The organism is Pseudonocardia sp., assembly GCF_050246655.1.
Lineage (GTDB): Bacteria > Actinomycetota > Actinomycetes > Mycobacteriales > Pseudonocardiaceae > Pseudonocardia.
The window spans coordinates 1-14,123 of record NZ_JBFWVQ010000130.1; the positions used below are offsets into that span (position 1 = coordinate 1).

At 73.5% G+C, this 14,123-nt stretch carries 11 protein-coding genes and 1 riboswitch; of the genes, 5 read left to right on the forward strand and 6 right to left on the reverse strand.

Features of this window, described 5'->3' with window-relative positions; all coding sequences use genetic code 11:
- Window positions 1-1,148, reverse strand: a 1,148-nt coding sequence (eno, locus tag AB7J25_RS26595; protein ID WP_428513366.1) for a phosphopyruvate hydratase, incomplete at its 3' end; no start/stop codon positions are given.
- 135 nt (window positions 1,149-1,283) lie between these two features.
- Here eno and AB7J25_RS26600 point away from each other — a divergent pair.
- Genes AB7J25_RS26600 through AB7J25_RS26615 form a run of 4 tightly spaced genes read left to right on the forward strand, consistent with a single transcriptional unit; the run spans window position 1,284 to window position 5,378 of the window.
- The gene (locus tag AB7J25_RS26600; RefSeq protein WP_428513368.1) at window positions 1,284-1,679 is read left to right on the forward strand and encodes a tetratricopeptide repeat protein; all 396 of its coding nucleotides are present in this window, start codon (window positions 1,284-1,286) and stop codon (window positions 1,677-1,679) included.
- A gap of 4 nt (window positions 1,680-1,683) precedes the next feature.
- Window positions 1,684-3,141, forward strand: a complete 1,458-nt coding sequence (locus tag AB7J25_RS26605; RefSeq protein WP_428513370.1) for a glycosyltransferase 87 family protein — start codon at window positions 1,684-1,686, stop codon at window positions 3,139-3,141.
- Window positions 3,142-3,195: 54 nt separating this feature from the next.
- Window positions 3,196-4,143, forward strand: coding sequence for an iron uptake system protein EfeO (gene efeO, locus AB7J25_RS26610; protein WP_428513372.1), 948 nt, complete (start codon window positions 3,196-3,198; stop codon window positions 4,141-4,143).
- On the forward strand, window positions 4,140-5,378 hold the full coding sequence (locus AB7J25_RS26615; RefSeq protein WP_428513374.1) for a Dyp-type peroxidase: 1,239 nt from the start codon (window positions 4,140-4,142) through the stop codon (window positions 5,376-5,378). The genes efeO and AB7J25_RS26615 overlap by 4 nt, the downstream gene beginning before the upstream one ends.
- Before the next feature lie 27 nt (window positions 5,379-5,405).
- On the opposite strand, the gene AB7J25_RS26620 is transcribed toward AB7J25_RS26615, so the two are convergent.
- The 5 genes from AB7J25_RS26620 to mfd form a co-directional block, all read right to left on the reverse strand.
- Window positions 5,406-6,287: a DUF559 domain-containing protein gene (locus tag AB7J25_RS26620; RefSeq protein ID WP_428513376.1), complete on the reverse strand. Its 882-nt coding sequence runs from the start codon at window positions 6,285-6,287 to the stop codon at window positions 5,406-5,408.
- A 161-nt stretch (window positions 6,288-6,448) separates the two neighbouring features.
- Window positions 6,449-7,255 carry a MazG family protein gene (locus AB7J25_RS26625; RefSeq protein WP_428513378.1) on the reverse strand — a complete coding sequence of 269 codons (807 nt, stop codon included), beginning with the start codon at window positions 7,253-7,255 and terminating at the stop codon, window positions 6,449-6,451.
- Window positions 7,174-8,112: a SurA N-terminal domain-containing protein gene (locus tag AB7J25_RS26630; RefSeq protein ID WP_428513380.1), complete on the reverse strand. Its 939-nt coding sequence runs from the start codon at window positions 8,110-8,112 to the stop codon at window positions 7,174-7,176. Before AB7J25_RS26630 ends, AB7J25_RS26625 begins: the two co-directional genes overlap by 82 nt.
- Window positions 8,113-8,179: 67 nt before the next feature.
- Entirely contained in the window at window positions 8,180-8,944 is a 765-nt protein-coding gene (locus AB7J25_RS26635; protein ID WP_428513382.1) for an RDD family protein, read from the reverse strand.
- A gap of 74 nt (window positions 8,945-9,018) precedes the next feature.
- Window positions 9,019-12,573 carry a transcription-repair coupling factor gene (gene mfd / locus AB7J25_RS26640; protein WP_428513386.1) on the reverse strand — a complete coding sequence of 1,185 codons (3,555 nt, stop codon included), beginning with the start codon at window positions 12,571-12,573 and terminating at the stop codon, window positions 9,019-9,021.
- Window positions 12,574-12,801: 228 nt separating this feature from the next.
- Window positions 12,802-12,903: riboswitch (guanidine-I (ykkC/yxkD leader) on the forward strand.
- Window positions 12,904-12,953: 50 nt separating this feature from the next.
- Here mfd and AB7J25_RS26645 point away from each other — a divergent pair.
- Entirely contained in the window at window positions 12,954-14,072 is a 1,119-nt protein-coding gene (locus tag AB7J25_RS26645; RefSeq protein ID WP_428513384.1) for an agmatinase family protein, read from the forward strand.
- The last annotated feature ends 51 nt before the right edge of the window (window positions 14,073-14,123 follow it).

The window sequence follows — 14,123 nt, forward strand, 5'->3', positions numbered from 1 at the left end:
CCGCAGCCGGTGGCGACGGCGAGATCGGCGATCGTGGTGTCCTCGGTCTCGCCGGAGCGGTGGCTCATCATGCAGCGGTAGCCGGCGTGGTGCGCGAGCGTCACGGCGTCCAGGGTCTCCGAGAGCGTGCCGATCTGGTTGACCTTCACCAGCAGCGCGTTCGCCGCGCCGCGCTCGATGCCGTCGTCGAGGCGCTCGGGGTTGGTGACGAACAGGTCGTCGCCGACCAGCTGCACCTTGCCGCCCAGCGCCGACGTGAGCGCCACCCAGCCGTCCCAGTCGTCCTCGGAGAGCGGGTCCTCGATCGAGACCAGCGGGTAGGCGTCGACCAGCTCCGCGTAGACGGCCGAGAGCTCCGCCGACGTGAGCTTGCGGCCCTCGTAGGAGTAGGTGCCGTCCGAGTGGAACTCGGTGGCGGCCACGTCCAGGGCGAGCACGACGTCGCGGCCGAGGCGGTAGCCGGTCTTCTCAATCGCGCCGACGATGAGGTCCAGCGCCGCCCGGGTGCCGGGCAGGTCCGGGGCGAAGCCGCCCTCGTCGCCGAGGCCCGTCGGGAGGCCCTTGCTCTTGAGCACCGACTTGAGCGCCTGGTAGACCTCCGCGCCCCAGCGCAGCGCCTCGCGGAACGTCTCGGCACCCACCGGGGCGATCATGAACTCCTGAACGTCCACGGAGGTGTCGGCGTGCGCGCCCCCGTTGAGGATGTTCATCATCGGCACGGGAAGCACGTGCGCGTTCGGGCCGCCGACGTAGCGGAACAGCTCCAGCCCGGAGGACTCCGCGGCCGCCTTCGCCACCGCCAGCGACACCCCCAGCAGCGCGTTGGCGCCCAGCCGGGACTTGTCCGGGGTGCCGTCGAGATCGACCAGGCGCTGGTCCACGACCCGCTGGTCCACGGCCTCCATCCCGGTGAGCTCCGGGCCGATCTCGTCCAGCACCGCGGCGACGGCCTTCTCCACGCCCTTGCCGCCGAAGCGCAGCGGGTCGCCGTCGCGCAGCTCGACCGCCTCGTGCTCGCCCGTCGACGCGCCCGACGGCACGGCTGCGCGGGCCAGAGTCCCGTCGTCGAGGGCGACCTCGACCTCGACCGTCGGGTTCCCCCGCGAGTCCAGGATCTCGCGCGCTCCGACCTGCTCGATGACAGCCACGCCTGCTCCCGTTCCGTTCGCGGTGAAGTCGGCGGCCAGGGTAACCGCCGCTCGACACCTACCGGGGGACGCACGGCCTCAGATCACGTCACGCCCTCGCGGATCCGCCGCCGGGCACCTAACGTATGACCGACCATGACGAGTCAGTCGGCAGACGACCTGTTCGAGTCCTTCCGCCGCGCCGAGATGCTGGTGGCCCGCGCCCGCCCGCTGGACGCCATCCAGGCGCTGCTGCCGCTGCTGGCAGACCGGCCCGACGACGCCTCCGTGCAGCTGCTCGCCGGGCGTGCCTATCTCAACTCCGCCCAGTTGCACCGCGCCGAGGAGGCGTTCGAGCGCGTCCTCGACATCGACCCCGCCGACCACTACGCCCGCTTCGCACTCGGCAAGGCCCTGCAGCGGCAGGGCCGCCTCGCCGAGGCCCAGACGCAGCTGCGGATGGCCGCCGCGATGGATCCCCGCCCGGAGTACCAGGAGGCGCTGGGTGAGGTACGGGCGCGGCTGGCGACGGAGCCCGGCCTCGACCGCTGACGCGGTGTCCCGGCCGCCGCTACCCGCGTGGCTGCTGCTCGCGGTGGCGGTGCTCGGGTTCGCCGCGGCCACCCTCGGCGTCGCGGTCCCGGCGACGGACGGGCAGCGCGCCGCGGTCGACGAGACGCAGTACCTGCTCACGGCCCTCTCGATCGCCGAGGACGGCGATCTGGACATCTCCGACGAGCTCGCCTTCCAGCGCTGGCGGTCCTTCGCCGACGAGGCACCCCCGCAGCAGACCGCGATCCGCGCGGACGGGAGCGCGATCAGTCCCCACGACCCCCTGCTGCCCCTGCTGCTCGCCTGGCCGGTGTCCGTCGGCGGCTGGCTGGGGGCGAAGGTTGCGCTGGCTTGCCTCGCGGGCCTGCTCGCCGCCGTGCTGCTGTGGACGGCCGTGCGCCGCTTCGGCGTGCCGGTACCGCTCGCGGCGGGCGGGGTGGCGATCGCGGCCGCCTCGGCACCGCTCGCGGTCTACGGCCAGCAGCTCTACCCGGAGCTGCCGGCGGCGCTGCTGATCCTCTGCGCGGTCGCCCTGCTGGCCGGGCCGCCCTCTCGGGCCGGCCTCGCCGGGCTCGTCACCGTCCTCGCGACGGTGCCGTGGCTCTCGGTGAAGTACGTCCCGGTGCTCGCGGTGCTGGCGCTGCTCGGCGCGTGGCGGTGGCGCGGGCAGGCGGGGCAGCTGGCCGCGGCGGGTGGCGTGCTCGCGGCGGCCGGGGCCGCCTACCTCGCGGTGCACCGCGCCGTCTGGGGCGGCTGGACGGTCTACGCGAGCGGCGACCACTTCGTCGAGCGCGGCGGCGAGTTCGCGGTGGTGGGCGACGAGGTCGACCTCTCCGGGCGGGCGCTGCGGATCACCGGGCTGCTGCTGGACCGCGACTACGGACTGGTCGCGTGGCAGCCGGCGTACCTGCTGGTGGTGCCGGCGGTCGGCGCGCTCGGGGCGGTGGTCGTCCTGGCGGTCCGGCGGCGCAGGAGGTCCGTCCGCGTCCCGGCCTCCAGCCCTGTCCCGGACGAGTGGCCCGTTCGTCCGACTGGGCTGGACGAACGGGCCACTCGTGCGGTGGTGCTGCTGGTACCGCTCACCGCCGGCTGGCTGGTGGCGACCTTCGTCGCCTCGACGATGCACGGTTTCTGGTGGCCCGGCCGCCACGTCGTCGCGGTGCTGCCCCTCGCGGTGCTCGCGATCCTCGTCTGGCTCACCGACGCGGGACGCGCGACCCGACTCGTCGCGCTCGTCGCTGGCCTCGCCGGTGTCGCGGTGTACGCCGTACTGCTGGTCGCGGGTCGGACGTCCGGGTTCACCTGGGTGCTCGGCCTGGACGTCGTCAGCCTTCCCTGGCGGGTTCTGCTACCGGACTACCGCGGCGGGTACGGGCTGCTGCACGCGTGCTGGTTAATCCTCCTTTTAGGACTGATTGGCAGCGTCCTGCTCCACCCGGACCACCTTCGCTCGAAGCGGTGACGGAGAGAGATCGGCGGTGCTAACGTCAGGCTCCCCTAAACTCTGGAGAGCCTCATGCAACGTTGGTCGCTCCCGCTCGCCGGCCTGGTCGGCGTCGCGATCCTGGTGAGCGGATGTGGTACCGACGACGGAGCGAACACCGCCGCCGCGCCGCCCACCACGACACCGGGCACCGGCTCGGCGGCGTCCGGGCTCCAGGGCGCCACCGGTACGACGAACGACCCCGTGATCCTCGCCGCCGTCGCGGACTACAAGACCTACGCCGACGGCCAGGTCGACGAGCTGATCCGGGTCACCAAGGTGTTCACCGACGCCGTCCGCGCCGGCGACCTGCAGGCCGCCCAGGCCGCGTACGCACCGTCGCGGGAGCCGTGGGAGCGCATCGAGCCGCTCGCGGGCCTCGTCGAGGAGATCGACGGCAAGGTCGACGCCCGCGTGGACGACTTCGCCAACGAGCAGGACCCCAACTTCACCGGATGGCACCGCCTCGAGCTCATCCTGTTCCAGGAGAACACCACCGAGGGTGCCGCGCCGTTCGCGGACCAGCTCGACGCCGATCTCGCCACCCTCAAGACCCAGTTCGCGACGCTGGAGATCCCGCCGGCGACGGTGCCCGTCGGGGCGTCCGAGCTGATCGAGGAGGTCTCGGAGGGCAAGATCACCGGCGAGGAGGACCGGTACTCCAAGACCGACTTCTGGGACTTCAACGCCAACATCGAGGGCTCCAAGGCTGCCATCGGCTACCTCACCCCCGCCCTGCAGGCCAAGGACCCGGCGCTGCTCGCGAAGATCCAGACCGGTTTCACCGACATCGACACGACCCTCGCCCAGTTTAGGGAGGGCGACGGCTGGAAGCTGTACTGCCTGGAGAACGACCAGTACCCGTCGCCGCGCTGCACCAGCGTCACCGTCACCACCGCACAGGTGGACACGATGAAGGCTCAGCTCGCGAGCCTCTCCGAGAGCGTCTCGCAGGCCGCGGGAGCACTGGGGCTGCAGTGAGCTCGGCCGAGCGGGGAGGCATCTCCCGGCGGCGCTTCGTCACCGGTGCCGCCGGGATCGCCGCCGGGACCGGTCTGGTGGCGGGCGCGGCCGGGTGCGCGCCCGCCGCCATCCCGGCGCCGCGCTACGTCCCGTTCGAGGGGGCGAACCAGACCGGGATCACGGCCCTGCCGATCCCCGCCCGCGGGCTCTCGGCAGCGTTCTCCGTCCAGTCGCCGGACCGGGCCCGCCTCACGGCCATGTTCCAGGCCCTGAGCGACGAGACACGCGCCGTGATGAGCGGCGAGCCGCCCCGGACGCGCAACGCCGCCTACCCGCCGACGGACTCGGGCATCCTCGGTGCGGAGCCGCCGGCGGACGACCTGTCCGTCGTCGTCGCGGTGGGGGCCTCGCTGTTCGACGCCCGCTTCGGCCTCGCGGACCGCAAGCCCCGCGAGCTCGTCGAGATGCCGTTCCTCGCCAACGACCGGCTCAAGCCCGAGCAGTCCCACGGGGACCTGCTGCTCACCATCGAGGCCAACCACGCCGACACCGTCCAGTTCGCGCTGCGCCAGCTCATGCGGAGCACGCGCGGGGACCTCGTCCTCAAGTGGATCGTCGAGGGGTACGGTCGCGGCGCCGGCTCCGGAGCGGCCGGCGGCACCCCGCGCAACCTGCTCGGGTTCAAGGACGGCACGCAGAACCTCCACATGGACGACGAGGAGCTGATGCGCGCCCTCGTCTGGGTCGGCCCTGACGACGGGGAGCCGGCGTGGGCCGTCGGCGGCTCCTACCAGGTCATGAAGATCATCCGGATGTTCGTGGAGTTCTGGGACCGCACGCCGCTCGCCGAGCAGGAGTCGATCTTCGGGCGCACCAAGCTCAGCGGCGCCCCGCTGGGGATGGACGACGAGTTCGACGTCCCCGACTACGCCGACGACCCGGACGGCACGACGATCGCGCTCGACGCCCACATCCGGCTCGCGAACCCCCGCACCCCGCAGACCGAGGAGAACCGGATCCTCCGCCGCGGGTTCTCCTACACCCGCGGCTTCGACGGCGCCGGCCGCCTCGACCAGGGGCTCGCGTTCATCTCCTACCAGCGCAGCCTCTCCAAGGGCTTCCTCACCGTGCAGGAACGGATCGCCGGGGAGCGGCTGGAGGAGTACGTGCAGGGCCAGGGGGGCGGGTTCTTCTTCGCGCTCCCGGGCGTGCAGGGTCCGGACCGGTTCCTGGGGGACATGCTCGTCTCCTGACCCGCCCCGCGTCGAGCGTGCGGTCCGTCAGCCCGCGACCTGAATACGTGCACACTCGGCGAGCGCCTGGCGCACCCGTGCCGCCACGGCACGCGGGCTGCGATGGATCTCGGCCGCGCTGAACCGCAGCACCGTCCATCCGGCGGCCGTGAGGCGCGCCTGCCGGGCCAGGTCGCTGCGGGCCCGCTCGGGCGAGCGGTGCTCCCCGCCGTCGTACTCGATCGCGAGCCGGAACTGCGGGTAGGCGAGATCAAGCCGGTACTCCCGGTCGCCGCACACAATCCGGTGCTGGAGCACCGGCTCCGGCAGGCCGTGGGCGAGGAGGACCAGCCGTACCCGAGTCTCCATCGGTGACTCGGCCCCGAAGCGGGCGAAGCGGGCCGCCTCCCGCAAGCGGCGGACGCCGCGCGGGCCCCGACGAGCCGCGACCGCCCGGAGGACGTCCAGGTCGATCTGTGCGTGCCAGGCCAGGGCGTCGAGCGCGACGACGGCCGCGGTGAGGTCGCGCGCCCACCGGCCGATGTCGCAGGCCGTGCGCAGTGGCGACGTCAGCGTCACGCCGTCCCGCAGCTCGAGCTCGCCGGGCAGCAGCATGTCGCGGTGGACCCGCAGGCCAGCGACGGGACGGCGCTGGTGCGGCGGCCGGAGGACGACGTCCACGGGCTCGTCGGGGCGCGGGCTGCACGGGGCACCGTGCAGCTCCGCCGCCGCGTAGCCCGCGAGCGCGCCGGTCGCGCCGATCAGCTCCGCGGCGGCCAGGGCGCGCAGGGGCAGGTCGACCGGTACCGACGCTGCGACGTACACGTCCGGGAGCAGCCGGACGTACCGGGGCCCGAACAGGACGCCCCTGGTGACGTGGCCGGCGGCGAGGGCGTGGGACCCCCGGAAGGGACGGGTCTGGTCGATCATGCCGCCTTCGACGGATCCGGGCGGCGATCGGTTCCACCGGCATGTGCGGCCGGGAACGCCCCCGGGCCGACTGTGCGCCCAGTCAGCTTGCGACCGGACAGGGTGCACGCTCGGCGGGGCGGGGCGGGCCCGGTCGGTGCGCGGGGCCGGGTCGAGCGGGTTCAGGCCGGCGGGGCCGGCCAGTGTGCCCGCCACGCGTCGGCGTCCAGCGTGTGCGGGTCCAGCCCCGCCGCCGACGCGGACCGCTCCGCGGCCAGGACGTCCTCGGCGAACCGGCGCGCGGCGGTGCGCAGCTCGGCCTCCGGGTCGATCCCGGCGAGCTTCGCCTCCGCGGCCAGCGCGAACAGCCGCTCCCCCACGCCGGGGCCGGACGGCAGCAGGTCCGCGGGCAGCCCGGCGCGCGCGGTGCGGCTCGCGAGCTTCGCCGCGAGCGCGACGGCGGGTTGGGCGTGCGCCACGCCGTCCACGCTGGACCCGCGGCGCTTCTCCGACCGCTTGAGCTCCTCCCAGCGCCGGTTCTGGTGCTCCGCGGTCTCGACGCGCTCCGCGGCGGGGTCGGTGCCGAACACGTGCGGATGGCGGCCGACGAGTTTGGCGACGAGGTCGCCCGCGACGTCGTCGATGCCGAACGGGGCCTGCGGATCCTCCTCGGCGAGGCGTGCGTGGAACAGCACCTGCAGCAGGACGTCACCGAGCTCCTCGCGCATCGCGGCCCGGTCGCCGTCCTCGACGGCCTGGTAGAGCTCGTAGCACTCCTCGACGAGGTACTGCAGCAGCGACTCGTGCGTCTGCTCCGCGTCCCAGGGGCAGCCGCCGGGCGAGCGCAGCCGGTCCATGACGGCCACGGCGTCGAGAAGGGCCGGGTGGACGGCCGGATCGGCGCGGGTCACGACCGGCTCGGAGACGGCGGCAGGAGCCCACCGGCGATCTGCTCCTCGTCGAGCACCCGAAGCGACACCTGGTCCCACACGCCGTAGCGGGGATTGACCCGCACGCCCACCTCGTCGGCGACCGGCTGGAGCTGCCGCATCCCGATCTCGACGAGCCCGGACTTGCCGACCTGCGCCAGGGCGTCCATCTCGGGTGGCACCGGCGGGGCGTCCGTGCGGCGGTCCACGACGTGGAACGCGATCCAGCTGTCCTGGCCGGGCACCGGCTGGAACCAGCCCGACCCGCCGACCGGGGTGCCGAACACTGGAGAGATCGCGACGTCCGGGTTGGCGCTCGCGCGGTACTCGTAGGCGCGCCGCGACGTCTCCGGGTTCGCGGCGAAGTACGCCTCCGCCTCCGGCCCGCCCGCGGCGAGGACCCTGGCCGCCTCCTCGGCGTCCGAGCGGGAGGCGACACCGGCGATGTCGACGGTGACGGCGAGGCCGCCGGCCAGCTGCGTCGCCAGCCGCTCGGCGACGAGCTGGTCCCACACCCGCTCGCGGACCGTGGGGAGATCGCCGAGGAACCGCTCCAGGACGGCTTCGGGACCGCCGAGGGTGGCCAGCTCGGCGTCCACGTCGGCGTCCGTGACGACGATGCCGTTCTCCCGCGCGGCGACCACCGACAGCTCGTGCAGGACGGACTGGGTGACGATGTCGCGCACGATGTCCGGGGTGATGACGCCCTGGGCACTCAGCTGATCCACGATCTCGGTGCGCGCGAGGGCCTGGTCGAGGCGCGCCTCGACGTCCTGCGTCGGCACGGCCGTCGACCCGATGATCGCTGCTGCACCGACCTGGCTGGGGCCGCTGCCGCAGCCGCTGACGAGGGCGCCGATCACCACGGCGAGGACGACCACCCGGGCTGCGACACCACCCATCACCTGCCTGCGCACGGCCGTGAGCCTCGCACACGCGCGCCAAGGCCCCGTGAGCGGGCGGTGCCGGGGACCGCAGCCGACCTCAGACCTTGATGACGACCGTGGACATGATCTTGTCGGCGAACGTCTGCTTCTGGTCGTCCCACAGCGGCCAGAGATAGCCGATGCCGAACTCCAGGACGTGCGCGAGCTGGCGCACGAACGCCGAACCGAAGCCGATCGGCTGACCGGTGCTGTGGCCGACCAGCTTGGTCTTCATGACCCTCTTGCCGAGGCTCTGGCCAGTGACGCCCTGCTGGTAGCCGTTGTTGTAGAGCGGCCAGACGATCGCCACGACGACGATCACGAAGTCAGCGATGACCAGCACCGTCAGGTCCTGGAGCGCGATCGCGACTCCGACGAGCACGATGGAGAGGACGAAGACCGGGGCGATGTCGATGAGCAGGCCGGCAGCCCGCGTGCCCCAGTTGGCGAGCAGGTCCGGTGGCACCCGCACTGGATGCGGCGGAACGTGGCCCGGCGGCCCGCCGTAGCCCTGCTGCGGGGCCCCGTACTGCTGGGGCTGCTGGCCGTACCCGGGCGGCGGGCCGTATCCCGGCTGTGGCTGCCCGTAGCCCGGTGGCGGGCCGTACCCCGGTGGCGGGCCGTACCCCGGCGGCGGCTGCCCGTAGCCCGGTGGTGGGCCGTACCCCGGTGGCGGGCCGTATCCCGGCGGCGGCGGCTGCTGCCCGTACCCCGGAGGTCGGCCGTACGGCGGAGGCTGGCCGTGCGACGGCTGCTGCCCCGGCGAGCCGTACGGCGGCTGCTGCCCGTACTGACCGGGCTGCGAGGTGGGGTTCGAGGTCACGGGGCCAACTCCGATCGATCGCCGGGCACGGTCATCGTCGCTCAACGCTGCTGATCGGGTCGAGGGTGTGACTGTTACGACTTGGGCGCCACGGGCGCGCGTTCAGGTGACACGGGGACGATCACGTCGTCGAGCAGGCGCGCGCACCAGTCCAGCAGCTCGGTGTCCCGCAGGGGGGTTCCGCCGATGCGCCCGCTCTCGACGGGGCGGGGCACGGTGACCAGCTTCGTCGCGGCCCGGTACCCCGACCTGGGGTAGAGCCGCCGCAGGCGCATCTGCGCGGAGTCCGGCAGCTCGACCGGTGCGATCCGCACGCTCGTGCCGGCCAGCGCCACCTCGGCGACGCCCAGCACCCGGCACGCCTGGCGGAACGCGGCGACGGCGAGCAGGTTGCGCACCGGCGTCGGCGGCTCGCCGTAGCGGTCCCGCAGCTCGTCGACGACGGCGTCGAGCGCCGCGCCGTCCGGCGCTTCGGCGATCTTGCGGTAGACCTCGAGGCGCAGCCGCTCGCCGGTGACGTAGTCGTGCGGGACGTGCGCGTCGATCGGGAGGTCGACGCGCACCTCGGCGAGCGGCTCGTCCTCCTCTGGCGCGTCCGCGGCACCGGCGTGCTTGCGGAACGCCGCGACGGCCTCGCCGACCAGCCGCAGGTAGAGATCGAAACCGACGCCCGCGATGTGCCCGGACTGCTCGGCGCCGAGGATGTTGCCCGCGCCGCGGATCTCCAGGTCCTTCATCGCGACGGCCGCGCCGGAGCCCAGGCCCGAATGCTGGGCGATGGTGGCGAGCCGGTCGTGGGCGGTCTCGGTGAGCGGGTGCTCGGGCGGGAACAGGAAGTACGCGTAGCCGCGCTCGCGCCCGCGGCCCACCCGGCCGCGCAGCTGGTGCAGCTGCGAGAGGCCGAGCGTGTCCGAGCGCTCGACGATCAGCGTATTGGCGTTCGAGATGTCCAGGCCGTTCTCCACGATCGTCGTGCAGACCAGCACGTCGAACTCGTTCTGCCAGAAGCCGGCGACGGTGCGCTCGAGCAGGTCCTCGTTCATCTGGCCGTGCGCGATCGCGACCCGCGCCTCGGGCACCAGCTCGCGGACCTTGCGAGCGGCCCGGTCGATCGACGACACCCGGTTGTGCACGTAGAACACCTGCCCGTCGCGCAGCAGCTCGCGGCGGATCGCCGCGGCGACCTGCTTGTCGTCGTGGGCGCCGACGTAGGTGAGGGTGGGATGGCGGTCCTCGGGCGGCGTGGTGATCGTCGACATCTCGCGGATGCCGGCGAGGCTCATCTCCAGCGTCCGCGGGATCGGTGTCGCCGAGAGCGTGAGGACGTCCACGTGGGTGCGCAGGGCCGTGATGTGCTCCTTGTGCTCGACGCCGAAGCGCTGCTCCTCGTCGACGACCACCAGCCCGAGGTCCTTCCAGCGCACCCCCGTCTGCAGCAGGCGGTGGGTCCCGATGACGACGTCGACGGTGCCGTCCGCGAGACCCTCGATCGTCCGCGTGGCCTCGGCCTGGTCGGTGAACCGGGAGAGCCCCCGCACGGTGACGGGGAAGGCGCGCATCCGGTCGGCGAACGTCGCGAGGTGCTGGGTGGCCAGTAGCGTCGTCGGGACGAGCACGGCCACCTGCTTGCCGTCCTGCACGGCCTTGAACGCCGCCCGCACCGCGATCTCGGTCTTGCCGAAACCGACGTCGCCGGAGATCACCCGGTCCATCGGCACCGGCCGCTCCATGTCCCCCTTGACCTCGTCGATCGCCACGAGCTGGTCGGGCGTCTCGGTGTAGGGGAACGCGTCCTCCAGCTCGCGCTGCCACGGCGTGTCCCCGGCGAACGCGTGCCCGGGCGAGGCCTGGCGGGCCGCGTAGAGCTGGACGAGGTGCGCGGCGATCTCGCGGACGGCCTTGCGGGCCCGGCCCTTGGTCCTCGCCCAGTCCGCGCCGCCGAGCTTGTTCAGCGCGGGCACCTCGCCCCCGACGTAGCGGCTGATCTCGTCGAGGGAGTCTGTGGGGACGAACAACCGGTCCGCGGGCTGGCCCCGCTTGGAGCTCGCGTACTCGATCACCAGGTACTCGCGGGTGGCCCCGCCGACCGTGCGCTCGCGCATCTCCACGAACCGGCCGATCCCGTGCTGGGTGTGCACGACGTGGTCGCCGGGCTGCAGCGCGGCGAGGTCGACGGCGTTGCGGCGGCGGGTGGCCAGCCTGCGCGGCTCGGCCGCGGCGGCCCGGTTGCCGGTGAGATCGGCCTCGGTGAGCACGACGAGCCCCCGCGCGGCCAGCCCGTCCGCGAGCCGCCCGCAGGTGACCGTGACGATCCCCGGCTCGGGCGCGGTCGTGAGCGGATCCACCAGCTTCGCCGCGACGTCGGCCTCGCGCAGCTGTTCCAGGGAGCGCTCGGCGGTGCCGTGCCCGGCCAGCACCAGCACCGCGGATCCGCCGGTGGCGGCGTGGGCACGCAGGTCCGCGATCGCACGATCGGTGTCACCGCGGTAGGACTCCACCTCGCGCAGGTCCGGCGCCACGGCGTCCGGGTTCCCCGACAGCAACGGGCTGAGGGTCACGACCGGGCGCCCGGTGGCGGTAGCGTGCTCCAGCACCTCCGGAAGGTCCCGGTACGCGGACGCGCCCACGTCGATCGGGGCGGCGCCGCCACTCGCCGCGGCGAGCCAGGACGCCTCCAGGAACTCCCGTCCCGTGCGGACGAGGTCCGCGCCACGGGTGCGGATGCGCTCCGGATCGGCGAGCAGGACCGCCGAGCCCGGCGGGAGGAGGTCGGTGAGCAGCTCCAGCTCGCCGGAGACGAGCGCCGGGATGAGTGACTCCATGCCTTCGGTCGGGATGCCCTCGGCGAGCTTGTCCAGCAGCTCGCGCAGCTGCGGGTCGTTCTCGTGGGCCCGGGCGAGTGCCGCCGCCCGCTCCCGGACGGGACCGGTGAGCAGCAGCTCCCGGCAACCCGGCGCGTCCAGCTCGTCGACGGCGCCGACGGAGCGCTGGTCCGCGACCGCGAACGAGCGCAGCTCGCTCACCTCGTCGCCCCACATCTCGATCCGGACGGGGTGCTCGGCGGTGGGCGGGAAGACGTCGACGATGCCGCCGCGCACCGCGAACTCCCCGCGTGCGGTGACCATCTCGACGCGGGTGTAGGCGAGCTCGACCAGGCGGGCCAGGAGCTCGTCGAAGTCGTGGGTGTCGCCGACCCGCAGCCGGACGGGGTCGAGGCGGCCCAGGCCGGGTGCCACCGGCTGGATGAGGCTGCGTGCCGCCGCGACGACGACCCGCGGCGCGGTGGCCGCGTCGGCGAGGCCACGGAAGATCGCGAGCCGGCGCCCGACGGTGTCCGAGCGGGGCGAGAGCCGCTCGTGCGGAAGCGTCTCCCACGAGGGCAGGACGGCGACCGCGTCCGGGCCCAGCAGGTCGGCGGCGGCGGTGCCGAGGTCCTCGGCCTCGCGGTCGGTGGCGGTGACGGCGAGGACGGTGCCGCTCTCGGCGAGGAACGCCGCCACGAACGGCCGCAGCCCCACCGGGCCCTCGACGGCGAGCGCGGGCGTCTGCACCGCGCGCAGCTCGCGCACCGCCTCGGCGGTGGTGGCGAGCTCGGGAACTCTTCGCACGGCCTGGAGCAGGCCGGACAGGGTGGACACGTCGACTCCCCCGGAACGAACGCATGCGGGCAGACCCCTGCCCGGGACCTACGGCCCCGGCGGGGGCGCCCGTCCACGATACGCCCGGCCCGTTCAGCGGATCCGGCGGACGGGCGGCTCGCGCGGGGCCGCCGGCGGGAGAGCCAGGTCACGCACTCGTAACCCGGACGTGCAAGGGGCGCAACGGAGCGTGCCTGTACTGGTGCACGACTCACACCTGTGAGGCGCGTCTAGGGTTCCGCTCCCCCCTCGGGAGGCCTGGTCCGAGAGACGCAGGCGGCCCGTCCGGCCGCCCCACGGCGGGACAAAAGCCCGGGAGACAGCTGGTGGTACCGGCTGCTCCGCGGCCGGTGTCCCGACCGGAGGCGCCGATGGCCGAGATCCACGACAACTACGGCCCCGAGGCGGCGTTCGCCGTCCGCGCTGAGGCCGCGCTGCCCACCACGAAGCACGAGGAGGAGATCGCCCGCGGCCTGGAGCTGGGCCTGCCCGGTGCGGACTCCATCGTCGACCGCACGATCCCCACGTTCTCCCGCGGCGAGCTGCCCCACTTCGCCGGGATCAACACGTTCCTCAAGGCACCCTACGTCGAGGACGTCCGGCGCTGCGGCGAGTACGACGTCGCGGTCCTCGGCGCCCCGTTCGACGGCGGCACCACCTACCGGTCCGGCACCCGGTTCGGCCCGCAGGGCATCCGCAAGATCTCCGCGCTGTACGGCCCGTACAGCTTTGAGCTGGGCGTGGACCTGCGCGAGTCCATCACGATCTGCGACCTCGGGGACGTCTTCACGATCCCCGGCAACATCGAGAAGACGTTCGACCAGATCACCAAGGCCGTGTCGCACGTCTACGCGTCGGGCGCCTTCCCCGTGGTGCTCGGCGGGGACCACTCGATCGGCTACCCGACCACCCGCGGCGTCGCGCCCCACCTGGACGGCGGCAACCTCGGGATCATCCACTTCGACCGCCACGTCGACACCCAGGAGACCGACCTCGACGAGCGGATGCACACCACGCCGTGGTTCCACGCCACGGACCTGCCGAACGTGCCGGCGAAGAACCTCGTGCAGATCGGGATCGGTGGCTGGCAGGCCCCGCGGCCGGGTGTGAAGGTCGGCCGCGAGCGCGGCACCACGATCCTCACCGTCACCGACTGCGTCGAGATGGGGATCGAGGACGCCGCCCGGCGCGCGCTGGACGTCGCCTGGGAGGGCGCGGACGCCGTGTGGCTGTCCTTCGACGTGGACTGCCTCGACGCCGCGTTCGTCCCCGGCACCGGCTGGCCCGAGCCCGGCGGCTTCCTGCCGCGCGAGGTCCTGAAGTTCATCCAGATCATCGCCGACGCCCGGCCGCTGGCCGGCATCGAGGTGGTGGAGTGCTCGCCGCCCTACGACAACGCCGAGATCACCTCGCTCCTCGCCACGCGCGTCATCTGCGACACCCTCGGCTGCCTGGTCCGCTCGGGCCACCTGCCGCGCACGTCCTCCTGAGTTCCCACCCGCCGGCGCAGCGCGGCGTCGGCAGCCACCTCACCCGGAGAG

Coding starts and splice junctions, on each gene's coding strand:
- AB7J25_RS26600 (WP_428513368.1), top strand. CDS start 1,284: ATGACGAGTCAGTCGGCAGACGACCTGTTCGAGTCCTTCCGCCGCGCC.
- efeO (WP_428513372.1), top strand. CDS start 3,196: ATGCAACGTTGGTCGCTCCCGCTCGCCGGCCTGGTCGGCGTCGCGATC.
- AB7J25_RS26620 (WP_428513376.1), bottom strand. CDS start 6,287: ATGATCGACCAGACCCGTCCCTTCCGGGGGTCCCACGCCCTCGCCGCC.
- AB7J25_RS26645 (WP_428513384.1), top strand. CDS start 12,954: ATGGCCGAGATCCACGACAACTACGGCCCCGAGGCGGCGTTCGCCGTC.